The 20,380-nt window shown below is 41.8% G+C and carries 25 protein-coding genes; 12 read left to right on the forward strand and 13 right to left on the reverse strand.

Annotation, left to right across the window (positions count from 1 at the left end):
* Positions 1 to 235: 235 nt before the first annotated feature.
* Genes NYE65_RS09565 through NYE65_RS09575 form a run of 3 tightly spaced genes read right to left on the reverse strand, consistent with a single transcriptional unit; the run spans position 236 to position 4,124 of the window.
* A complete protein-coding gene (locus tag NYE65_RS09565) occupies positions 236 to 1,537 on the reverse strand; it encodes a nucleotide sugar dehydrogenase (protein ID WP_034310561.1) in 1,302 nt (433 codons plus the stop codon).
* 41 nt (positions 1,538 to 1,578) lie between these two features.
* Positions 1,579 to 2,895 (reverse strand): glycosyltransferase, encoded by a 1,317-nt coding sequence (locus NYE65_RS09570; RefSeq protein WP_057279174.1) that lies wholly within the window; start codon positions 2,893 to 2,895, stop codon positions 1,579 to 1,581.
* Positions 2,896 to 2,918: 23 nt separating this feature from the next.
* Positions 2,919 to 4,124 (reverse strand): glycosyltransferase family 4 protein, encoded by a 1,206-nt coding sequence (locus tag NYE65_RS09575; protein WP_328175675.1) that lies wholly within the window; start codon positions 4,122 to 4,124, stop codon positions 2,919 to 2,921.
* 195 nt (positions 4,125 to 4,319) lie between these two features.
* Between NYE65_RS09575 and wecB the strand changes: the two genes are divergently transcribed.
* Positions 4,320 to 5,456: a non-hydrolyzing UDP-N-acetylglucosamine 2-epimerase gene (wecB, locus tag NYE65_RS09580; protein ID WP_412761229.1), complete on the forward strand. Its 1,137-nt coding sequence runs from the start codon at positions 4,320 to 4,322 to the stop codon at positions 5,454 to 5,456.
* 204 nt (positions 5,457 to 5,660) lie between these two features.
* Positions 5,661 to 5,831, forward strand: a complete 171-nt coding sequence (locus NYE65_RS09585) for a Fe3+ hydroxamate ABC transporter substrate-binding protein (protein ID WP_328175677.1) — start codon at positions 5,661 to 5,663, stop codon at positions 5,829 to 5,831.
* Between the two features lie 254 nt (positions 5,832 to 6,085).
* Here the strand turns inward: NYE65_RS09585 and NYE65_RS09590 are convergent, their stop codons facing one another.
* From NYE65_RS09590 to NYE65_RS09605, 4 genes are all read right to left on the reverse strand, one after another.
* Positions 6,086 to 6,856 (reverse strand): sulfite exporter TauE/SafE family protein, encoded by a 771-nt coding sequence (locus tag NYE65_RS09590; RefSeq protein WP_340860775.1) that lies wholly within the window; start codon positions 6,854 to 6,856, stop codon positions 6,086 to 6,088.
* Between the two features lie 42 nt (positions 6,857 to 6,898).
* Complete coding sequence (locus NYE65_RS09595; RefSeq protein ID WP_340860777.1) at positions 6,899 to 7,363, reverse strand: DUF523 domain-containing protein; 465 nt, start codon at positions 7,361 to 7,363, stop codon at positions 6,899 to 6,901.
* Between the two features lie 221 nt (positions 7,364 to 7,584).
* Positions 7,585 to 7,827: a DUF2584 domain-containing protein gene (locus tag NYE65_RS09600; RefSeq protein ID WP_034310541.1), complete on the reverse strand. Its 243-nt coding sequence runs from the start codon at positions 7,825 to 7,827 to the stop codon at positions 7,585 to 7,587.
* A gap of 50 nt (positions 7,828 to 7,877) precedes the next feature.
* Positions 7,878 to 8,666 (reverse strand): alpha/beta hydrolase family protein, encoded by a 789-nt coding sequence (locus tag NYE65_RS09605; protein WP_328133983.1) that lies wholly within the window; start codon positions 8,664 to 8,666, stop codon positions 7,878 to 7,880.
* A 135-nt stretch (positions 8,667 to 8,801) separates the two neighbouring features.
* Here NYE65_RS09605 and NYE65_RS09610 point away from each other — a divergent pair, with 135 nt between their 5' ends.
* From NYE65_RS09610 to NYE65_RS09620, 3 genes are read left to right on the forward strand one after another with little or no spacing between them, the layout of a single operon-like run.
* Positions 8,802 to 9,803 carry an ABC transporter substrate-binding protein gene (locus NYE65_RS09610; RefSeq protein WP_063595925.1) on the forward strand — a complete coding sequence of 334 codons (1,002 nt, stop codon included), beginning with the start codon at positions 8,802 to 8,804 and terminating at the stop codon, positions 9,801 to 9,803.
* A gap of 27 nt (positions 9,804 to 9,830) precedes the next feature.
* Positions 9,831 to 10,601: an ABC transporter ATP-binding protein gene (locus NYE65_RS09615; protein WP_057279181.1), complete on the forward strand. Its 771-nt coding sequence runs from the start codon at positions 9,831 to 9,833 to the stop codon at positions 10,599 to 10,601.
* Positions 10,591 to 11,382: an ABC transporter permease gene (locus tag NYE65_RS09620; RefSeq protein WP_223255909.1), complete on the forward strand. Its 792-nt coding sequence runs from the start codon at positions 10,591 to 10,593 to the stop codon at positions 11,380 to 11,382. The genes NYE65_RS09615 and NYE65_RS09620 overlap by 11 nt, the downstream gene beginning before the upstream one ends.
* A gap of 221 nt (positions 11,383 to 11,603) precedes the next feature.
* Here NYE65_RS09620 and ytkD read toward each other — a convergent pair whose 3' ends face one another.
* Positions 11,604 to 12,074 carry an RNA deprotection pyrophosphohydrolase gene (ytkD, locus tag NYE65_RS09625; protein WP_340860783.1) on the reverse strand — a complete coding sequence of 157 codons (471 nt, stop codon included), beginning with the start codon at positions 12,072 to 12,074 and terminating at the stop codon, positions 11,604 to 11,606.
* 113 nt (positions 12,075 to 12,187) lie between these two features.
* Positions 12,188 to 12,538, reverse strand: a complete 351-nt coding sequence (locus NYE65_RS09630; RefSeq protein ID WP_048686500.1) for a hypothetical protein — start codon at positions 12,536 to 12,538, stop codon at positions 12,188 to 12,190.
* 226 nt (positions 12,539 to 12,764) lie between these two features.
* On the opposite strand from NYE65_RS09630, the gene NYE65_RS09635 reads away from it, so the two are divergent.
* Complete coding sequence (locus NYE65_RS09635; RefSeq protein WP_370020242.1) at positions 12,765 to 13,031, forward strand: DUF6154 family protein; 267 nt, start codon at positions 12,765 to 12,767, stop codon at positions 13,029 to 13,031.
* Positions 13,032 to 13,129: 98 nt separating this feature from the next.
* Here NYE65_RS09635 and NYE65_RS09640 read toward each other — a convergent pair whose 3' ends face one another.
* Positions 13,130 to 13,570 carry a Dps family protein gene (locus tag NYE65_RS09640; RefSeq protein WP_048686502.1) on the reverse strand — a complete coding sequence of 147 codons (441 nt, stop codon included), beginning with the start codon at positions 13,568 to 13,570 and terminating at the stop codon, positions 13,130 to 13,132.
* A 126-nt stretch (positions 13,571 to 13,696) separates the two neighbouring features.
* Here NYE65_RS09640 and ytzI point away from each other — a divergent pair, with 126 nt between their 5' ends.
* On the forward strand, positions 13,697 to 13,852 hold the full coding sequence (gene ytzI / locus NYE65_RS09645) for a YtzI protein (RefSeq protein WP_340860788.1): 156 nt from the start codon (positions 13,697 to 13,699) through the stop codon (positions 13,850 to 13,852).
* Between the two features lie 37 nt (positions 13,853 to 13,889).
* On the opposite strand, the gene NYE65_RS09650 is transcribed toward ytzI, so the two are convergent.
* The gene (locus NYE65_RS09650) at positions 13,890 to 14,363 is read right to left on the reverse strand and encodes an S-ribosylhomocysteine lyase (protein ID WP_340860790.1); all 474 of its coding nucleotides are present in this window, start codon (positions 14,361 to 14,363) and stop codon (positions 13,890 to 13,892) included.
* A gap of 209 nt (positions 14,364 to 14,572) precedes the next feature.
* Here NYE65_RS09650 and yidD point away from each other — a divergent pair, with 209 nt between their 5' ends.
* The 3 genes from yidD (at position 14,573) to NYE65_RS09665 (ending at position 16,295) form a co-directional block, all read left to right on the forward strand.
* On the forward strand, positions 14,573 to 14,794 hold the full coding sequence (yidD, locus tag NYE65_RS09655; RefSeq protein ID WP_206758824.1) for a membrane protein insertion efficiency factor YidD: 222 nt from the start codon (positions 14,573 to 14,575) through the stop codon (positions 14,792 to 14,794).
* Between the two features lie 121 nt (positions 14,795 to 14,915).
* Positions 14,916 to 15,884 (forward strand): metal ABC transporter solute-binding protein, Zn/Mn family, encoded by a 969-nt coding sequence (locus NYE65_RS09660; protein WP_328175681.1) that lies wholly within the window; start codon positions 14,916 to 14,918, stop codon positions 15,882 to 15,884.
* Positions 15,885 to 16,064: 180 nt separating this feature from the next.
* The gene (locus tag NYE65_RS09665; RefSeq protein ID WP_340860792.1) at positions 16,065 to 16,295 is read left to right on the forward strand and encodes a hypothetical protein; all 231 of its coding nucleotides are present in this window, start codon (positions 16,065 to 16,067) and stop codon (positions 16,293 to 16,295) included.
* Between the two features lie 188 nt (positions 16,296 to 16,483).
* Here the strand turns inward: NYE65_RS09665 and NYE65_RS09670 are convergent, their stop codons facing one another.
* Positions 16,484 to 17,548: a DctP family TRAP transporter solute-binding subunit gene (locus tag NYE65_RS09670; protein ID WP_328175683.1), complete on the reverse strand. Its 1,065-nt coding sequence runs from the start codon at positions 17,546 to 17,548 to the stop codon at positions 16,484 to 16,486.
* Positions 17,549 to 17,688: 140 nt separating this feature from the next.
* Here NYE65_RS09670 and NYE65_RS09675 point away from each other — a divergent pair, with 140 nt between their 5' ends.
* Both NYE65_RS09675 and NYE65_RS09680 read left to right on the forward strand, forming a co-directional pair.
* Positions 17,689 to 19,299: a sensor histidine kinase gene (locus NYE65_RS09675; protein WP_340860794.1), complete on the forward strand. Its 1,611-nt coding sequence runs from the start codon at positions 17,689 to 17,691 to the stop codon at positions 19,297 to 19,299.
* Positions 19,292 to 19,987, forward strand: a complete 696-nt coding sequence (locus tag NYE65_RS09680; RefSeq protein WP_340860796.1) for a response regulator — start codon at positions 19,292 to 19,294, stop codon at positions 19,985 to 19,987. The genes NYE65_RS09675 and NYE65_RS09680 overlap by 8 nt, the downstream gene beginning before the upstream one ends.
* Positions 19,988 to 20,033: 46 nt before the next feature.
* Here the strand turns inward: NYE65_RS09680 and NYE65_RS09685 are convergent, their stop codons facing one another.
* Entirely contained in the window at positions 20,034 to 20,180 is a 147-nt protein-coding gene (locus NYE65_RS09685) for a hypothetical protein (protein ID WP_153246142.1), read from the reverse strand.
* Positions 20,181 to 20,380 lie beyond the last annotated feature (200 nt).

The raw sequence follows: 20,380 nt of genomic DNA on the forward strand, positions 1-20,380 counted from the left end.
TGTAGTCGAATTATAACTGCCTTGAAGCTCGAAATATGGCGGCTGCGCTCGAATAATTGGCTAGCCGAGACTCTGCTAGGATGCTTGCGGTGAGGATTTCTGAAACCAACTGGATCGGTTTCCACGTTCTGAAAGGACCACGCTCTTGCATGGTCCTTTTTTTCAGTGGAAAAAGGGCACTATGATAGTCAGTGCCTCCTTAATCGTTATTCCGTTATCGATGTTGTCCAAGTTTTTAGATGATCGCTTTATTCCTGTCTTTTTTCATGGACACCGTTTTGTATTGATATATATTGCCCAGGTTGGCCACCGGGATATCTGTTTTCGTTGCATCAATGCAATTGCGTGTATCCAGAACTAATTTATTGCTCATGAGATTCGATAGCTTATCATAATCCATCTGTTTAAATTCATCATGGTCAGTCAGGATAAGTATCAAGTCGGCATCATTTACAGCGTCTTCCACTGATACGACTGGCATCTTTCCAGATTTGACATGCGGGTCATGCAAGGCTACATCCATGTTTTCCATCCCCATCAAGATATTGACGACATCAATCGCGGGACTTTCACGAATATCATCTACATTTCCTTTGTATGCTAGACCGAAAACAGCTACTTTTGGCTTCCGGATCCCCTCTAGCATCATCCTTACGGAATTAACGATGTAATAAGGCATCGATACGTTGGTATCACGGGCCAATTTAATGATTCTCGCATACTCAGGCGCCTTTGCAACGACGAAATACGGATCGACCGCTAAACAATGGCCGCCAACTCCCGGTCCTGGTTGGTGTATATTGACACGAGGGTGTTTGTTTGCCATCGATATGACATCCAAAACATTGATGTCCAGCTCGAAACAGATTTTCGTAAGCTCATTCGCAAGGGCGATATTTACATCCCTGAAGGTGTTTTCCATCAGTTTGGACATTTCAGCCGTTTTCGCATCGGTCTGAATGATCTCCCCTTGAACGAAAGTTTTGTAAACAAGACTTCCTTTATATGAGCATGTTTCGGTGATGCCCCCTACGATACGGTTATTATGAACCAACTCTTCAAGAATCCTTCCAGGTAAAACGCGTTCCGGACAATGTACGAGGAAAATGTCTTTTCCGATGGTAAGGCCCGTCCTCTCGATCATCGGTTTAATATGATCATCCATGCTTCTTGGCGCTATCGTCGATTCGATAATGATGACATTCCCTTTTTTGATAAAAGGAAGAATGTTTGAGGTTGCATCCATGACATGTGTTAAATCACAGGATTGGTGCATGTCCTTTTTATTTGGAGTAGGCACCGCGATGATGAAAACATCCGCATGTTCCGGGCTTAACGCAGCTCGGAACTTATTGGAAGCAATCACTTCTTCTAATACCTCATCCAATCCAGGTTCTTCGATATGGAGCCTGCCGCTATTCAAATTGGAAATAATTTCAGGGTGGATATCCACGCCGACAACATCGACACCGTATTTCGCAAACATTAAAGAAGTTGGAAGTCCTATATAACCTAGTCCGATTGTACAAAGTTTCATATAAACCACTCCTATCTATTTTTCTGCTGCACTCAAATTTGTTAAGCTGTTTGATAGATTTCGATAAAGATTTCCTTCTCTTGTTTCCAATTGTATTTTTGTCGCGCCTTCAGGCAGTTTTGGCTCATTTCCGCCCTTTTCTCAGGATGCTTCAATAAGTAATTGACACCTTCGGCAATTGATTTTGGATCATGCGAATCGACACATACACCGATTTTTTCCGTATCGACAACCTTTTGAATTTCAGGAAAGCTGCAGGCAACCACTGGCACACCGCTCATCATGTATTCAAACAATTTATTTGAAGAAGCGGAGTAGTGATTAAAGCAGACATTATTCAATATCTGAAAACCTAAATACGCATTTTTTGTATAATGGAGCAGCTCGTCGACCGGAACCTTCGGCAGGAACTTCACACGATGCTCCAGGTTCATGTCGCTCACTTTCTTCATTAATTCATCCTTGATCCTTCCATCCCCGATAAAAACTACCGTTCCGCCCTCGATCATCGGGACAGCATCAACCAATTGCTCTAACCCTCTTCCCATTTGAACGCCGCCTTGGTATAACAATATCGGTTCATTCTCTGGCAAATCGAGCAGCTCATGCAAATTCACGGCCGTACTTTCCTCCGGATTGGTTGGAATCGGGTAGTTATGGACCACCTTGGGATACAGACCATATAAGTCTTCGTTATACTTAGCTCTCGTATGGTTTTCGGCGATCATTTCATCGACGAACATTAATAGGAATTTCTCCATCATCCCGTAAATTCGGCTATTATATCCCGTTCTGCTCGTTTGAACTTCATGCGAGTCATAAATCAGCTTTTTCCTTCTCAGCCATTTACTGCTGATCGCTCCCTGCATGAGCGTATTCAAGTCATTTGAATGATAAAAATCATATTTCCTTTTCCGGCCATGATAGATCATTTGACCAAAAATGTAACTCCTCGTTAATAGTGTCGGCAGCTTCGTTTTCGTGATGAACAGGGTGCCCAGCGCAAGGAGTGCAAATGCACCGAACAGTATTCCCGACCCCACCCAGCCGTTGATCAAGTTCAAATTCCACAACGTATTCCAGATCACTAAGGCAAATAGGGCGATTTCAAACTTCTTTTTCTTCAATTTGCCTACGATCCTGAGAATCTTATTAAGCGCCTCCCAGCGGTTATTCACCCTAGTGACCGAGAAACCATTTTGGTGTTTCTCCTTTTTGGCCAAACCCTCGATTTTCCAGTTATGAATGGCAATTAAATCGACTTCATAACCCGCTTCTGTAAGTGCTGTGCATTCTCTTAGAACCCTCGCATCGTTCGTAAAGTGATTCCACACGAACATACATACTTTCTTCGCCATGTTGTCCTCCACTTCCGGATTTTTCAGCCTGACGCTTCCATCACGTTGATGAGACCTTTAATATTTTTAGACCATTGAAAATGTTGTTTAGCATACCGATGACCGTTTTCTCCCAGTTCTTCACGAAGGGCCGGATCTGAGGCCATTGTCAATATATGCTGACAGATTTCATCAACATTTCTGCTCTCTGCCACCAACCCGCATTTCGCCTCTATGAGCATCTTCTTGGCCCTGCCGTCCACATCACCGACAATGGGTTTTCCGACACACATATAATCGATGATTTTACCAGGCAGGACCTTATTGAAGACTTCTTTTTCAACCAAGCTCACATAGGCAATATGAGACGTTGAAACTTCATGAAGAGTCACTCTTCGATTCATCGCATTAATCATCTTAATATTAGTCAGCCCTCTAGAGCTTATCTCCTTCTCCACTTCGGATATCCGATATCCATATCCAATCATCGAGAACTCGATTTGTTTATGTTCCCTTAGCTTTTCAGCTACGGCTATCAGTTTTTTCAAATCCTGGGCCAGTCCAATATTCCCCGCATAAACGACCTTGATTACCTTTTCCGATATGGGTGTAAGCAAGTTCTTTAACGTCAGCTCATCCGCTGTAAGCGAATTGGGGATGAATTGGATGGCCTCTTCCTTGACTCCCTTTGCAATGATATAATCCCTGAAACCAGGACTATTGATGATGATAAAATCTGAATGCCTATATAGCTTCCTTTCCAGGAAGAAAGCGATTTTCAAAACCCACTTATTATTGAATACGCCTACACCTATCAACGATTCCGGCCATAAATCCCTGACATCGGTAATGAGTTTCGCCTTCATCTTTTTCTTGGCGATCAACGCTGCCAATGTAGGGAAGATCGGCGGGGTCGTGGCAAACACATAATCATATTTTTTTTCGAGACGGATGATTGTATAGATGAAAAGCCACATCGCTTCAAGATAATGAAGCAACCGCTTCCCCATATTGCTTGTATACCTCTTCACTTTGTCCGGCTTAATCCTGATGACATCTTCTTCAATGCTATCTTCATCCCAAAACTTTGTATCTTGATATAAACTTTGATTAGGATAACTCGGCTTCAATGTGATGACCGTTACCTCGAATCCGTTTCTTTTCAAATGGAGATATATATTTTTCATTCTATTTCCCGCACTTCCGATTTCCGGATAAAAGTTTTGCACGATCATCAGGACGCTTTTCATATTCGCCTATCACCTCTATTCTGCTTAGCTTACTTCCTGCTTTATATTGTAAATGCCAGATATTAACTTAAGGTTAAAGAAGTATAAAGTCATTATTAATATTGTAAAAATTCTGTTAATATTTGTTTCGTTTTTATATTTCCCATGAACTTCCCGTTATAATGGGGGAGACATTCAGAAGGGGAGGAAATGAGCATGCCTAAACAACGTATTAAGGTCATGACCGTATTTGGTACAAGACCAGAGGCTATCAAAATGGCACCAGTCGTTTTGGAACTGAAAAAGCATCCAGAAGAAATAGAAACCATCGTGGTGGTCACCGCCCAGCATAGGGAAATGCTCGACCAAGTCTTGCAATGTTTTCAAATAAATCCAGATCACGATTTGGATATGATGAAGGATAGACAAACATTAGAAGAGATTACAACTCGAGGGCTTGAAAAATTGAGTTCGCTCATGAAAGAAATAAAACCGGATATCGTCCTCGTACATGGGGATACCACGACAACTTTCATCGCCAGCCTGGCAGCCTTCTATAATAAGATACAGATTGGTCACGTCGAAGCTGGTCTGCGGACTGGTAATAAGTATTCTCCATATCCTGAAGAGATGAATAGGCAGCTGACAGGCGTCATGGCTGATTTGCACTTTGCCCCTACAAATCAGGCGGCAGAGAATCTAATTTTGGAAAATAAAAAGAGTGATTGTATCCATATTACTGGCAATACGGCTATCGATGCTTTGAAAACAACAGTACGTAAAGACTATGAACATCCGATTCTATCTGGTTTGAATGGAGATCGCATGTTATTGATGACAGCGCACAGACGGGAAAATATCGGAAAACCAATGGAAGAGATATTCCGTTCCGTCAAACGGCTGCTTGAAGATTACACGGATATCCAAGTTGTTTTCCCGCTTCATAAAAACCCGGTTGTCCGTGAAATTGCATACCGGATTTTCGGTGAAACGGAAAGGCTTCACTTAATAGAGCCGCTTGAGGTGCTCGATTTCCATAATTTTGCGGCGCACGCCCATCTCATATTGACAGATTCCGGAGGGGTGCAAGAAGAAGCTCCCTCACTTGGCGTTCCTGTCCTTGTGTTACGCGATACAACAGAACGTCCGGAAGGAATCGATGCCGGTACCCTTTTATTGGCAGGAATTGAGGAAGAACGAATTTATCAATTAGCCTCAGAATTACTTACAAATGAAGAAACCTATAAAGAAATGGCGACAGCTTCCAACCCATATGGAGATGGATTCGCTTCAAAGCGGATTGTCGATATCCTATTAACGCATTGCAAAGTGAAATCCCCCCTTCCATTATAAAAAATAAAATAGAGAGAAAAGCCTGTCACGTAATCGGCAGGCTTTTTCTATTCAGCCAGATTATGAAACGGCTGCCTTCATTTTCTTTAAGCGAAGGATTAAAGCAAAGTCCAATTTAGATTTGTAAATGTTAAATACATATGTGATAGTTTGGGGAGATTTAACGTTTCACTGAAGTCAATCTATTACCTTGGAGGTGCTGTAATGTTCGGGAAAGATCCCAATTGTGTTAAATGTGGTAAAGAAATTAAAGGGGACGAAGTCGTTCTTGTGAAAATGCGTTATCCAAAGCGTAAAGGGATGACTGAAATAAAAGCATATATAAAAAATGAAGGAAGTTTCATCTGCGAAGCTTGTTTTGATAAGAAAATTTAATTCTGCCGAATGGATAGTCAACACGAAACAGGAGGATTAGTATGAAAAATCAAGTTACCCCCTATTTAATTTTTGATGGACAGCAATAGTCGCATTGGCCTTTTATGCAGAAGTATTTCATGGCGTACTGCAAACCTACGGGGAAGCTGATTTCCCAACACCTGAAGAAGCGAATGACCTTGTTTAAAAATGGCCGAAAATACGCATTGTATCCACGGCCATTTTTAATAGGAATTCATTCGCTGAACACTCCATCAAAAAATATGAAAATAATTAAGGACATTTTTTCCAATCAATAAAACCGTGACGCAAATGAATAAGATACGGACATAGGAAGCACCTTTCTTTATGGCAAAGTTCGTTCCTACCAATGCTCCCGCGACCATTGCAAGACCCATCGGGATTCCATAGGCAAAATTGACGGTCCCCATAGATAAAAAAATGATAAGTGCGGCAATATTGCTTCCAAAATTCAATATTCTTGCATTCCCGGCTGCCTGGACAAAATCAAACCCAATGATCAGAAATGAAAATAATAAAAAGGAACCTGTGCCTGGTCCAAGAAAACCATCATAAAAACCAATCGTAAATATAATGATTATCAAAAGAATCATTTTCTTCCTTGTCAGCCCTTTATACTTTGCATCTTTACCCCAATCCTTTTTTATCAACGTATAAATCGCGACAATGACCAGCAAGATCAAAATGAGGGGCTTCAATATCTCTGCGGAAACGAAATGTACAACGTATGCTCCTAACGCCGCTCCAATCACGGTGATTGGAAACAGCCTGATGATGAAATTGAAATCCACTTTTCCAGCCCGAATGAATGAAATCGTACTCGTTAAAGACCCCATGGTACCCGCCAGCTTGTTAGTGGCAAGTGCCGCTGAAGGCGATATCCCCGTGAACAATAAAGCAGGAATGGAAATTAACCCTCCCCCGCCCACTACGGAATCGATGAATGCGGCAATAAAACCCGCAAGTACTAAAAATAGCAAAGTATAGAGATTGATATCCTCCATGTATTCCCCTTCTTTCAAAAGCACAATCTAAAATGCCATTACTCATTTTCCACCCAGATAATCGAATAACCTTTCTTCTGAAATGACCGTGAACCCATGCCTCCTAAGCAAAGCCGCGGTCACTCCATTCCCGACCTTCTTCTTCCCCTTGAATTCCCCATTATAAATCGTGGCACTCCCGCAGGATGGACTATTTTCTTTTAAAACGACTAACGTCGCCCCTACCTCCTGAGCTTTCAATAACGTGAGATTCGCCCCCTTTATGTACAATTCCGTTACATCCCTGCCCGACTTTTCGATGATCTTCGCTTTTCCATCAAGGACATCGCCACCCTCACCTCCAACTATCTCAGCAGGTTCCCTCGGTGTCGAAAAACCGCCAAGCAACTCAGGGCAAACAGCTATAGCCTTTTTCTCCCTCATCAACGCCATAATTCCATCATCCAAGCTGTGAGTACCATTGTATCTTACCTCAAGGCCCGCTAAACAAGAACTCACCAAAATCATCAAACCACCCCGCCTCATGCACTTTACACCATTTTACCACTCTTTTCGTGACAATCATTTCGAAGATTGAATATCCACCAGGGATTCTAAGCTGATAAAATCCCGTTTTGCTTGGGTCGAATTTTTTCCACACTGGCCGAATTATCCGCGCATCTGTCGAATTCCGCCAAAACAAAAAAAGCGCTTGCAGCGAAGGTGATTCCCGGCAAGCGCTTGTCTATTTAGTTAGTTGAATTCAGTGATAGCAGTTGGTACGTAATGATGGTCTTTTCACTGGTCCATTCAATTTTTTGGATAACGGCTGTTCCGCTTGAATCAGATTGGATCGTTTTGCGGACATCGATTGGAATATCGATAGGGTATAACCTGTAACCAGCTTTCGCCAGCCGAAAAATGTTTTCTTCTTCACGGGTTTCGTTCCCTTTAGTAACGATCATGGTATTTAGCTCCATAGGCATGCCCATGTGTATCTCCTCCTCTTACCAATATACTTAGTATATCCTTCATTCTATCATTATTCGGTTTTACTTTTCATCCAAGATGTTAAATCTTCGACTACTTTTCTGTTTACGGCAGGCGGGAAGTAATGCGTGAATTGAGGGAAATACCAGCTTTCGACCTCTTTGTCATGCATTTTCAATCTTTTTTCCAGCCGGTATGCGTGTTCTATGGCGACATTGTCATCTTTTTCACCATGTATGATCAGGACGGGTACATTCAAATCTTCAATCGCAAACAATGGAGTACGGTATTCATATTGATCGGGGCATCTTTTAGGTGTTCCGCCGATGACACGCTTCATCATTCGACGCATATCGACCCGTTCGACATATGTTAAAAACATATCCGACACACCTCCCCATGTAACAATCGACGCTGCGTTCCTGCAATATATCCCAGTCCAAAGGGCCATGATGCCGCCACGGGAGAATCCGAGGATATGAATGTGATCCTTGTTCACCCTGGGGTGCTGTTCAAGAAGATTGAATCCTGATATCGCATCGAATCGATCTTCGCCTCCAAAATCCTCATCTCCCTCCCCGCCTTGATTTCCACGGTAAAAAGGAGCAAAAACGATGAAACCTTCTACAGCATACTGCACGATCCTTGCAGGCCTCACCTTGCCGACATTTTTAATCCCGCCGCGTAAATATAAGAAGGCGTCATGTATTTCGCCATCAACCGGTTCAGCCAGCAACCCCTTTACCTTCAGGCCTTGTGATATGTACGTAACTGAATAAAGATGGATTCGTGGATGCGGTGATGGAAACCGCTGTTTTGAAATAATCGTTCCGTTCTCCAATTTCCACTCTCCTTTCTCTTTATTCTTATTGTAAAACATCCGCTTGTTTTTATCCCCTGAGAGGCATTCACATTTTTTTCTTCCGTTCATACGATAATGTAGGCAAAATACCCATATATCAAGGAGGAAGGAATTTTGAAAAAATGGTGTAAAGCAGGTGTCGTATTTTTACTTCTGTGCGTGCTGGTGATCCCGCTTGGCGCATGCGGCAACAAAGAACAGGAAACAACGAAGGTCAGGGTTGCCGAAGTAACCCGCTCCCTTTTCTATACACCGCAATATGTCGCGATCGAAAAAGGATTTTTTAAAGATGAAGGCCTCAGCATTGATTTGAAAACGACGGCAGGCGGCGACAAGACGATGACCACTCTTCTTTCCGATGGCGCAGATATTGCTCTCGTTGGCTCCGAAACATCGATTTACGTTCAGGCACAAGGCTCGAATGACCCCGTCATCAACTTCGCCCAATTAACACAGACGGATGGAACGTTTCTTGTTTCACGTGAAAAAATTGACAACTTCAATTGGGATATGCTGAAAAACTCTACATTCCTAGGCCAACGCAAAGGCGGGATGCCGCAAATGGCCGGCGAGTTCGTATTGAAAAAACATAACATAGACCCGAAAAAAGATTTGAACCTCATCCAGAACATTGATTTCGCGAATGTCGCAACTGCCTTCGCTTCCGGAACCGGCGATTTCGTTCAACTGTTCGAACCAACGGCCAGTGTGTTTGAAAAAGAAGGAAAAGGCTATATCGTCGCTTCTTTCGGTACCGAGTCCGGTCATCTTCCATATACAGTTTATATGGCTAAAGAAAGCTATTTGAAAGAAGACAAAGAGACTGTCGAAAAATTCACGAGGGCCTTGAAGAAAGCACAAGATTGGGTTCAGGAAAACGATGCTGCCGAAATTGCCGAAGTCATTCAGCCGTATTTTGAGGATACCAATCTCGAGACGATGGAAACAGTCATCAACCGCTACAAAGAACAAGGATCCTTTGCCACCGATCCCATTCTTGATGAAGAAGAATGGAACAATCTGCAAAACATCATGGATGAAGCAGGCGAGCTTCCATCACGTATTAGCCATGAAGAGCTGGTCAATACCGACTTTGCTGAAGAAGTCACAAAATAACATAGCAAAAGGTAAGGAGGATGTCCGATGAGCTTTTTAAAAATCCAAGACATTCACCATACTTATTTTTCAAATCAGACGGCAGCGACCGCACTTGCGGACATTTCCCTCGACATTGAAAAAGGTGAATTCGTCTCTTTTCTAGGTCCGAGCGGCTGCGGAAAAACCACCCTGCTTTCCATCATCGCCGGGCTCTTTCCGCCCACTTCAGGAAAGATCCTGCTCGAAAACAAACCGCTGAAAGCCAACAGCGACCTTTCAATCGGCTATATGCTGCAGCAGGATTATCTATTTCCATGGAAGACGATAGAAGAAAATATCTTATTAGGATTGAAACTGATTAAAAAAGATGAAGGACTTGAGAGAATAAAAACGCTTAAACTTTTAAGTGACGTTGGATTGGGAGACACCGGAAAATTATATCCGCGCGAACTATCGGGAGGAATGAGGCAAAGGGCTGCACTGGCACGGACACTGGCGGTCGACCCAAAAATCCTATTGCTTGATGAACCGTTTTCTGCTCTAGATTACCAAACCAAGTTGAAACTGGAAGACCTTGTTTTTGAAACCCTGAAATCCTTCGGAAAGACAGCCGTCCTCGTCACCCATGATATCGGTGAAGCCATTGCAATGAGTGACCGCATCTTTCTGTTTTCCGCGAACCCGGGTAGCGTGCACAAAACCTTCAAGGTGCCCGATGAATTGCGTGAACTCACGCCTTTCCATGCACGCAACCATCCGCAGTATCCAATGCTATTCCAAACGATCTGGAAGGAGCTTGAGAGCCTTGAATATTGAACAGCTTCATAACCAATATAAAACCTCATTAAAAAAAGAAAACAGGCTCATTCGCTTTTATCAGATCCTGATTTTCATCGTTTTTTTCAGCAGTTGGGAACTTTTATCCAGGAAGGAACTGATCGATCCGCTCATCTTCAGCTCCCCGACTAAAGTGTGGCATCTTTTCATACAGAAATTGGGTGATGGAACCCTGCTATCCCATTCCGGAGTGACGCTATTCGAGACCGTTCTCGGCTTTATCATAGGAACACTGCTTGGAACGATCCTGGCATCCCTGCTTTGGTGGTCGCCAAGATTATCCAAAACACTTGATCCTTATCTCGTCATATTAAATGCAATGCCGAAAGTGGCACTCGGCCCCATCATCATCGTAGCATTCGGCCCTGGATTTCCATCCATCATCTCGATGGGGGCGATCATCTCCATCATCATCACCACCATCGTCGTCTACACTGCATTTCGCGAAGTGGACCCGAACTACCTGAAAGTACTCCAAACTTTTGGCGCCACAAGAACACAAGCTTTTCGGGAAGCCATATTACCCGCATCCTTCCCAACGATCATCTCGACATTGAAAGTGAATGTCGGCCTCTCCTGGGTCGGCGTCATCGTAGGGGAATTCCTTGTTTCGGCCAAAGGACTCGGCTACCTAATCATTTATGGCTTTCAAGTCTTCAACTTCACCCTTGTAATGCTTGCCTTGATGATCATTGCCGTCTTTGCCACAATCATGTATCAACTAGTCGAACTGCTCGAGCGAAAATTAATCAAAGACTGACCAAACTGCCGATAACCCTCGGCAGTTTTTCACTCATGCTGAGTTAAAACATGAATGTAGTTGGTTTCGGCGATTTACTCGCGAGTTTTGATGATTTACTCGTGAATTTCGGACATTTACTCTTGAGTTTCGGACATTTACTCGTGAGTTTCGGACTTTTACTCGCGAGTTTTCGCGATTTACTCGTGAATTCTACCGTTTTACTCGTGAGTTCCAGACATTCACTCGTTTCTTTGCAAAGTGCCATCATCCAGTCTCGATAAGCTCAACGGTACAATCTCATCTTTCATGATGAAGCTAAACTCCTCACCGAGTACATCCGGCAATGATTCCATAAAGATCGGGCCATCCGTTTCCAGGTAATTCTGTTTCTTCTCTATTTCACGCAATTCGGCATAGTATATTGATTTAACGAATGGCTTCACTGGATCATGCACTTTATATTGTCCCAAAAATTGCAGCTGGCCCACCAAGCCTCCTGTTTCTTCATAAACTTCCCGTATGGCCGTTTCTTCAATGGATTCCCCTGCTTCCCGTTTACCGCCAGGGAACTCGAATCCCCTTTCTTTGTGTTTGGTCAATACCCACCTGCCCTTATATCTGCTAAGCACAAAAACATGCCAAGGCTCTCCAAAGACAGGATTCTCGGAGAATTCGACCTTATATCCGTTCTTATCAAGAAATCGTTTCATTTTTCCCCTTCTCTCCGTATAAGAAATGGTGCCATGCTCCTTGTTTCATTATATGGGTAAAAAAAATCACTATCCAGCGGGAATCTGCATTACATCAAAAAAACGATGGACCCTCAATATTCGAGGCCATCGTCTGTTGGTTTTGCCTGTAGTATTCCCATGCTTTCTATATGCCGTCTTCCTTCTTCAGTTCCCAGGGCGTAAATCATTTCGTAAATTTTTTGAAGGGTGATATCCTGCTTATCATTTTCACGGTCAAAATGATATTGAAGGTATGGGACATGTGCCCGGTAAAAATTTTCTTCCCCTATTGAATAATTGTAATCAAATAATTCACGTAATTTGATGATTTCATTATCTGTCGCCTCGATTTCGAAGTTCCATGGAGAACTTTCCCTATCTTGTGTTATCTGGCCATTCGGAAGCCAAATGTAATATTTTTTCCTGTCTTCAGACACATTCATCCACCCTTTCCATATATCCTACGCTTATTTTTCACGTATTTCCCCACTTCATACGATGGAAAATTTTGTTTACAGAAGAACAAAGATGTTAAATAATAGATTAAAGTATCTTTCAAAGGGTAAAACATATAATAAGCCCAAGCATCCCTTAAGATTTTTATATGCACCCAGAGGTTTTTTTGATAACCTACATATAAAGAGATAACGGATTTCTAATAAATGTGAGGTGAAAGTTTTGAAGTTAATTGAAGAATTATACAATATGTACCGTGATAAGATGACTGGTGATGAAGAAGATATTGATATGCTTACGTTTGCGGTTCTGGAACAGCTTGACCGCAAGGAAATTTTCGAATTGCTTCAAGAGATGGATGATCAGGAACTAACCAATTTAATGGGCCTTTACATTATTGAAACGTTAAAAGGGAAGTTTGCTCAAAATAGTATGAGCGACACGAAACCTACACATTTTCCGCCTAGGAATATTCATTAAATACATACCATGTCAGGTGTCCCTCTTTTGATGGATGCCTTTTTTATAGGTTTTAAAAAAAAAATAAAGCCCTGCCGAAGCAGGGCTTTTCCTAAATCTTAATGTCCTAAATACGCACGCAGCATCCAAGCATGTTTGTTTAAGCTTTTCTTCATGCCTGTCAGCATATCGGCCGTAACCGGATCTTCTTGTTCGGCAACTTCGATGATTTCCAGGAACTCTTCGGAAAGCTTTTCAAAATCACTTATGACGCTTTGGACCATATCTTCTGTATTTTCATTACCTGTCGCTTCTTCGATCGTCGTTAATTCCATGTACTCTTTAAGGGTAGCAACCGGCTTTTCACCAATGGCCAATAGTCTTTCAGCCAATTCGTCATAGTTGGATGTCACTTCTTTATATAACTCTTCCAATTTTTGGTGCAGTTCAAAGAAGTGCGGTCCATTCACGAACCAATGGTAATTATGAATTTTTGTATAAAGAACACTGAAGTTTGCTATTTCCTTATTCACTAAAGTTCCTAATTTTTTCTGAGCCATAAATATCTACCTCCGTAAGTTGGTTATACCTTTATAATTCCCTCTATTCGAAAATTGAAACATTATCTGACTCGGTTCTTATGCTAAAATGAATCTAAATTGTGAACGTTAGGAGCTGGAAAGTATATGATTACGGTTTTAGTTATCTCCATTATTGTGATTCTGATTGTATTGGCACTATCGGTCTTAACAATCGGAAAAGGTTACAGCTACAAGCATACAGTGGATCCGGTCAAACCTTTGCCAGAGGATGAGGGAAAAAAAGAAGAACCCAAAAAATGAAAAAAGTTCCTGTCACAAATGGACAGGAACTTTTTTATTAACCGAAAACTTTATGAAGATCTTCTTTATCTTGTGCAAGCCAGAAATTCATTAATTTCTTAGCTCCTTCAAGATCATGCAATTTTGCTTGGCCGCATTGTTTTTCGTTTGCAGCAGGAATTTCGGTAATTGTAACAGCATCCTTGAATGTATCTTCAAGAACATCGATGATTTCCGTCACAGTCGGCTCGCCGCTGACCACAAGGTAATATCCTGTTTGACATCCCATTGGCGAAATGTCGATAATATCAAAGTGATCGAAGCGCTCGGAATGCTTACGGATATTGAATGCAAGCAAATGTTCCAGGGTATGGATCGTGTCCGGCTTCATCACTTGTTTATTCGGCTGGCAAAAACGGATATCAAATTTATTAACAACACCGTCTGTTCCTACCTTATGGACACCGCAATGTCTAACATATGGGGCTTTAACAGCGTTATGATCTAATTCAAAGCTTTCAACTGAAGGCATTTAATTCACTCCTTAATTGTATGTCATCTCTATTTTACCTTGAATAACAATATATTTCATCCTTTAAAATTAATTCTCATTATATCAATCGGATTGCCAATAGGCTCATTCCTTTTTTACCCTTTTGGGAAATTTAGAAAATATGCTATAATTGAGGGTAGTCAATTTACTCGAAAAGAGCTGAAAGCATCGTGCTGAAAAAAATAGTAATGGGAGTCATCCGTTTTTACCAAGTTGCCATTTCTCCATTAAAACCGCCCACCTGCCGTTTTTATCCAACTTGTTCCCATTATGGTTTGGAAGCGGTCAATCGTTTCGGACCTATAAAAGGAAGCTGGTTAGCACTCATCCGGATTCTTAAATGTCATCCGTTTCATCCAGGGGGCATTGACCTTGTTCCAGAAAAAAAAGAAAAAAGTAAGGACCAATAGAAAAAACCCTTGCTTTCCTTTGCAATCTTTTGTATCATACAGAAGTCAAATCGTAATCATTTCGTTTTTACCACATAAAATTCAAATCGTAATCAATACGAATTATAAAGGAGCATATCATATGAAAATTCGAGCATTGCTCTCCCTTTTCCTTGTTACTGCGGTATTTCTGTCAGCCTGCGGCAACTCAAAGGGAGAATCGAGTAAAGAAGAAACCAAGGATGCCTTGGATATATATACGACGGTTTACCCTTTACAATACTTCACTGAGGCCATTGGCGGGGAGTACGTGAATGTCGAGACGGTTTATCCTCCAGGAACGGATGAACACTCATTCGAACCCTCTCAAAAAGATATTGTGAAAATGGCTGAGTCAGACCTATTTTTCTATATTGGCTATAATCTTGAAGGCTTTGTAACCAAGGCTGAACCAATTCTAAGCAAAGAAGGCGTCAGCACAATTGCGGTGGGCGAAACGGTTCATCTTGATGAAGAGGAGCATGAGCATAAAGACGAACATGCCCATGAAGAAGAGCATGCAAATGAAGAAGACGGTCATGACCATGGGGGCGTTAATCCGCATTTGTGGTTAGATCCCGTCTATTCCATTGACATGGCTAAAACCATCAAGGACGAATTAACGAAAAAAATGCCGGAACAGGAAGAATATTTCAACAGCCATTTCAATGATCTTTCCGAAAAGCTTGAGGCACTTGATGAAAAATTCGCGACGACGATCGAGTCGGGCCGTACCAATAAGATCATCGTTTCCCATTCTGCATATGGTTATTGGGAGGAACGCTACGGATTGGAACAAATTGGCGTCACAGGACTAACGTCTTCAAACGAACCTTCTCAAAAGGAACTGGGGAAAATCGTAACCATGGCTGAAAAAGAAGACTTGAACTATGTCATCTTTGAGCAGAATATCAGTTCTAAACTTACCGAAATCATCCAAAAGGAAATGGGAGCGAAATCGCTTGAGCTCCATAACCTTTCCGTGTTGACGGAAAAAGATATCGAAGCTGGCGAAGATTACTTCAGTTTAATGGAAAAAAACGTCAAGACACTGCAAACTGCCTTGCAATAGACGAGAAAGAAGCGGCTCCCTTTGGATTCGCTTCTTTTTTGTACCTCGGTACTCTAAAGAGTTCTTGGAGTTTCGGTTCCTGACAAAGCATGATAGCTTCCTGTTCTTGAGCAACCTATGATAAGCTTTAATAATTACAATTTATGGAATAATTAAATGTAAGCTTAGAGAGGGGAAAATATGAAAAAGATCATAAATGTAAGCTTAACGTTTCTACTCCTATCGATGCTAGTTGCTTGCACGGATGAAAAAGATGATTACGCTAGAATTCATCCGAATCTTTTGCCTAGTGAGGGTCACACATATTCGCTCCAAGCCGTTGGTAAAGAAATTACATTTGATTTACTAGAAGAGAGTAATATAACCAATGTGGGCCCAATTACAAATGAAGCATCTTTTACAAGTCATTGAATGAGCAATATCCAAAACTTGATTTAAAGAAAGAACCTGCATTCATCGTGTTTGATGAAAATGGTTTGGTTTTAAAAACATATGATTATGAAGAGATGATTGATTTTTTACAAAATCCAGAAGAGTATTTCTATCGGGAACGATAAAGAAGAAGGGAACCCCCTTTCAATGGGATTCCCTTACGTTAGTTATTCCTTTAAATACTTCTCACGGATCTTTTCCATTTTCGTCATCAATTCGGTTCCAATCGTGGATTCGAATTCCGGATAGATGACGGTCATCTCATCCATCCATTCTTTCTTTTCTTCATCTGACAGTTTATAGATGTCGATATTCGATTTTTGCTGGATTTCACTTAGCTGTTCCTGATTCAATTCATTTGATTTGATCCAAAGCCATTTCGTTGTATCATCCATCGCCCGTTGGATTTGCTGCTGAATATCCAACGGGAGTTTGTTCCAAAACTGCTCGTTTATCATGACTACATACCCTAAATAGCCATGATCACTGATCGTTAAATATTTTTGCACTTCATATAATTTCTTGGAATAGATATTCGAAATCGTATTTTCCTGGCTATCCGTTTCGTTGATTTCAAGGCTTTTGAACGTTTCATTAAACTCCAGGACCGAAGTTGTCGCTCCAAAATGCTTGAATTGGCTTTCCAGGACTGCACTTGGCATGATTCTGAAATGCTTTCCTGCAAAATCACTTGGATGCCGTATCGGCTTACTGCTTGTAATCTGTTTATAGTTATTCGACCAAAATGCGAGTCCTTCGATATCGATGATATTCAGCTGCTTGAGCAGCTCTTCCCCCACTTCCCCATTCAACGCTTCCTGCAAGGCCTCATCCGTTGGAAAGACGTAAGGGAGGTCCAATAGCATCCATTTCTTTGATATGCTCGTGATTTTAGATGCAGTCGGTGCAATCATCTGCACCTTGTTTTCTTGTAATGCTTCGATTTCTTCCTGATCACTATATAATGACTGATTAGGATAAACTTCTATTTTGACACGATGGTCTGTATATTCATCGACAAGTTGGGCAAATCGGTTTGCAGCTAGCCCTTTAGGTGTATTTTCGGCAACGACATGACTGAACTTAATCACGATTTGATCCTTCATCCCGACCTGCTCCTCATCCTTCGGCAAATTGAAACCGAAGCTTGTAAAGAACGATTGAAACGATATATACACGGCTATCAACAGCCCCAAGCCAATTAATAAGAAGTACCCCCATAATGCACGCATACCGACAACTCCTCACCGCTCACTTCACATTATCACTATTCTATCACAGCTTTTTGCTGTCGTAATACACTGCGCGAAAAATAGCGAAAAGTGATAGAAATTCTGTTACTATTAAGTATAGAAGTAATGGAGGAAAACCAATGGATAAATCCTTTCATATGCCCATTCAAATTAAAATCACCCTGCTATCATTCGTAATCGTCGCTTTTTCGATACTTATAGGCGGGATTTTTATATTCGGAAATATCGTTTCGGTCAGGGAAGATGAAATCGGCAAACGATCCATGATCACAGCCCATACCATTGCCGAACTCCCTGAAGTACAGAAATTGGTCCGTGAACCTGAAGGATGGACGCAGCTTAATCCGATTATTGAAAACTTAAGAAAAATCCATCAAGCGGATTATATAGTTGTACTCAACAATCAGCATATACGTTATTCCCACCCGGTGTTCAGTCAATTGGGGACCCCATCCAGCAGCAGTGATGAAAGCGCTGCGTTCGCTGAACACGAATACCTTTCAAAGGCTGCTGGCGAACTTGGCATTTCCGTCCGCGCCTTTGTCCCGATCCTCGATGGAGATAGAGAGCAAATCGGCGTCGTGCTGGTCGGGAATATCCTGCCTACGATACCGGAATTAATCAAGGACCTGAAAGGCGAAATCGCGATTATCCTGGTTCTTACCCTTCTATTCGGTGTTTGCGGCTCTTGGCTCATGGCAAAAAGGATTAAAAAAGAAACCTTCCAACTGGAACCCCATGAAATTTCACGGATGTTGGTTGAAAGGACAGCCGCTTTCAATGCCATGCATGAAGGGGTCATCGCCATAGATAATAATCAGGCCATCACGATTTTCAATGAAAAGGCTAAGCAGATATTCAAGATCAAAGGTGCGGTCATAGGCAAGAATATCAATGATATCATACACGATACCCGTCTCCCGGAAGTGCTCGATCGGACATCTCCCATCTTCAATCAGGAAATCTCCGTTCAAAACAGGAATATTGTGAGCAACCGGGTACCGATAAAGATTGCGGATAAAACGATCGGTGCCGTGGCCATTTTCCAGGATCGCACCGATGTGACGAAGCTAGCTGAAGAGTTGACTAGTGTCAAAGCATTCGTTGAAGCCCTGCGCGTTCAAAACCATGAACATATGAACAAACTTCATACGATAGCAGGATTGATCCAGCTAGGTAATCTTGACGAAGCGCTGCATTACATTTTTCAGATCACGGAAGAACAAGAGGAATTGACCAGGTTTTTAACGAAGCACATTCACGATGATAATTTAGTGGGGCTGATATTAAGTAAGATCTCCTTGGGACGGGAACTCGGGATCGAGCTCATCATGGACAAACACACAAAATTGGACCGCTTCCCCGCTGGTTTGGATCATCACGATTTTGTTTTGATAATCGGAAACCTGATCGAAAACTCATTCGCAGCGCTAAAGTATTGTTCAGAGGAAACAAAACAGGTTTATCTATCCATCTACCAGGATGAACGTCATTGTCAAATCGTGCTTGAGGATAATGGACCCGGCATTCCCGAGGACATTCATAAAGATATATTCGAATATGGTTTTACAACAAAAGGTGCGGAAGGATCAGGAATTGGTCTTTATCTAATAGACCAAATTGTAAAAAAAGCGAACGGCGAAATGAAATTCACGACACGCCCTAATGAGGGAACAAGCTTTTTTCTTTCTTTTCCGATGCATGATATAGAGGAGAACCAAAATGACTAACGAAATTCGTGTACTATTAATTGAAGACGACCCAATGGTCCAAGAGGTCAACAAACAGTTCATCGAGCGCCTGCCTGCCTTTAAAATCGTTGATACAGCTTCAAATGGGCTTGAAGGTCTGGAAAAAATCAGGCAGTCTAAACCCGACCTTGTCATTTTGGACATCTTCATGCCATCTTTAAACGGGGTTGATACACTTTATCAAATTAGAAAAGAGCAAATTGATGTGGATGTCATCATCATTTCAGCGGCAAATGATCAGAAAACGATTCGAAAAATGATACAGAACGGGGCTTATGACTATTTAATCAAGCCATTTAAATTCGATAGGCTAAAACATACGCTGGAACAATATTATGCTTTTCGGATGGAGGTTGAACCTGATCATCAAATTTCCCAAAATCAGCTCGACCGAATCCTCTTTCAAAATAAAACACATTCTGAAGCGCGTCCGAAATATGATGTTCCGAAAGGATTGAATGGCGCGACTCTTGAGCAAGTGACGAAGTTCATAAGAACCCAGCCTGGGTCACTATCGGCAGAAGAAGTGGCTGATGGAATTGGAATCGCCAGAGTTACAGCTAGGCGCTATCTTGAATACTTGCATGGCGAAGAAGTCCTTCAGCTTGACGTACAATATGGCAGCATAGGCCGTCCAGTCAATAGGTACCGGCTAAAAAAAACTTAACCGCATGGGGACCGGCTTGAAACGGTTCCCTTTTTACTTTCATTCTTTACGCACCTGTCTTCCGGTCATATAGGCCCCACTTTCGCTTCAAAAGAAACAGCTCGCACTCCTTCAAAGCCGTCACTTCTTTTATGACATAGTCAGGCATGCCCCTTCTTAGTAGAATTTCCGCAATAAGGTATGGTTTTTTCATACACTCTCCCCTCCTTTTCCCTTTGGTTGCCCTTCTTTTCATTCATTATACAAAATAATCCAATAAAGGAAAAATAGACAAAGCCCCATTTTCCGAAAAAATAATGTTTTATCGGGCCATTTAAATGGTTTTTCAAAAAAATCTGCAGACAAATAAAAAATGTTCAGGTTGATTTCAGTCAGCCGTACTCTTTTCTAAGA

The sequence above is a fragment of the Peribacillus sp. FSL R5-0717 genome (genome assembly GCF_038002945.1).
Classification (GTDB): Bacteria; Bacillota; Bacilli; order Bacillales; family DSM-1321; genus Peribacillus; species Peribacillus frigoritolerans.

What these genes read in the sequence shown, in the direction of transcription:
- NYE65_RS09565 (WP_034310561.1), bottom strand. Translation starts at nt 1,537, where the DNA reads ATGAAACTTTGTACAATCGGACTAGGTTATATAGGACTTCCAACTTCT.
- NYE65_RS09570 (WP_057279174.1), bottom strand. Translation starts at nt 2,895, where the DNA reads ATGGCGAAGAAAGTATGTATGTTCGTGTGGAATCACTTTACGAACGAT.
- NYE65_RS09575 (WP_328175675.1), bottom strand. Translation starts at nt 4,124, where the DNA reads ATGAAAAGCGTCCTGATGATCGTGCAAAACTTTTATCCGGAAATCGGA.
- wecB (WP_412761229.1), top strand. Translation starts at nt 4,320, where the DNA reads ATGCCTAAACAACGTATTAAGGTCATGACCGTATTTGGTACAAGACCA.
- NYE65_RS09585 (WP_328175677.1), top strand. Translation starts at nt 5,661, where the DNA reads ATGTTCGGGAAAGATCCCAATTGTGTTAAATGTGGTAAAGAAATTAAA.
- NYE65_RS09590 (WP_340860775.1), bottom strand. Translation starts at nt 6,856, where the DNA reads ATGGAGGATATCAATCTCTATACTTTGCTATTTTTAGTACTTGCGGGT.
- NYE65_RS09595 (WP_340860777.1), bottom strand. Translation starts at nt 7,363, where the DNA reads ATGATTTTGGTGAGTTCTTGTTTAGCGGGCCTTGAGGTAAGATACAAT.
- NYE65_RS09600 (WP_034310541.1), bottom strand. Translation starts at nt 7,827, where the DNA reads ATGGGCATGCCTATGGAGCTAAATACCATGATCGTTACTAAAGGGAAC.
- NYE65_RS09615 (WP_057279181.1), top strand. Translation starts at nt 9,831, where the DNA reads ATGAGCTTTTTAAAAATCCAAGACATTCACCATACTTATTTTTCAAAT.
- ytkD (WP_340860783.1), bottom strand. Translation starts at nt 12,074, where the DNA reads ATGAAACGATTTCTTGATAAGAACGGATATAAGGTCGAATTCTCCGAG.
- NYE65_RS09630 (WP_048686500.1), bottom strand. Translation starts at nt 12,538, where the DNA reads ATGAATGTGTCTGAAGACAGGAAAAAATATTACATTTGGCTTCCGAAT.
- NYE65_RS09640 (WP_048686502.1), bottom strand. Translation starts at nt 13,570, where the DNA reads ATGGCTCAGAAAAAATTAGGAACTTTAGTGAATAAGGAAATAGCAAAC.
- ytzI (WP_340860788.1), top strand. Translation starts at nt 13,697, where the DNA reads ATGATTACGGTTTTAGTTATCTCCATTATTGTGATTCTGATTGTATTG.
- NYE65_RS09650 (WP_340860790.1), bottom strand. Translation starts at nt 14,363, where the DNA reads ATGCCTTCAGTTGAAAGCTTTGAATTAGATCATAACGCTGTTAAAGCC.
- yidD (WP_206758824.1), top strand. Translation starts at nt 14,573, where the DNA reads ATGGGAGTCATCCGTTTTTACCAAGTTGCCATTTCTCCATTAAAACCG.
- NYE65_RS09660 (WP_328175681.1), top strand. Translation starts at nt 14,916, where the DNA reads ATGAAAATTCGAGCATTGCTCTCCCTTTTCCTTGTTACTGCGGTATTT.
- NYE65_RS09665 (WP_340860792.1), top strand. Translation starts at nt 16,065, where the DNA reads ATGAAAAAGATCATAAATGTAAGCTTAACGTTTCTACTCCTATCGATG.
- NYE65_RS09670 (WP_328175683.1), bottom strand. Translation starts at nt 17,548, where the DNA reads ATGCGTGCATTATGGGGGTACTTCTTATTAATTGGCTTGGGGCTGTTG.
- NYE65_RS09675 (WP_340860794.1), top strand. Translation starts at nt 17,689, where the DNA reads ATGGATAAATCCTTTCATATGCCCATTCAAATTAAAATCACCCTGCTA.
- NYE65_RS09680 (WP_340860796.1), top strand. Translation starts at nt 19,292, where the DNA reads ATGACTAACGAAATTCGTGTACTATTAATTGAAGACGACCCAATGGTC.
- NYE65_RS09685 (WP_153246142.1), bottom strand. Translation starts at nt 20,180, where the DNA reads ATGAAAAAACCATACCTTATTGCGGAAATTCTACTAAGAAGGGGCATG.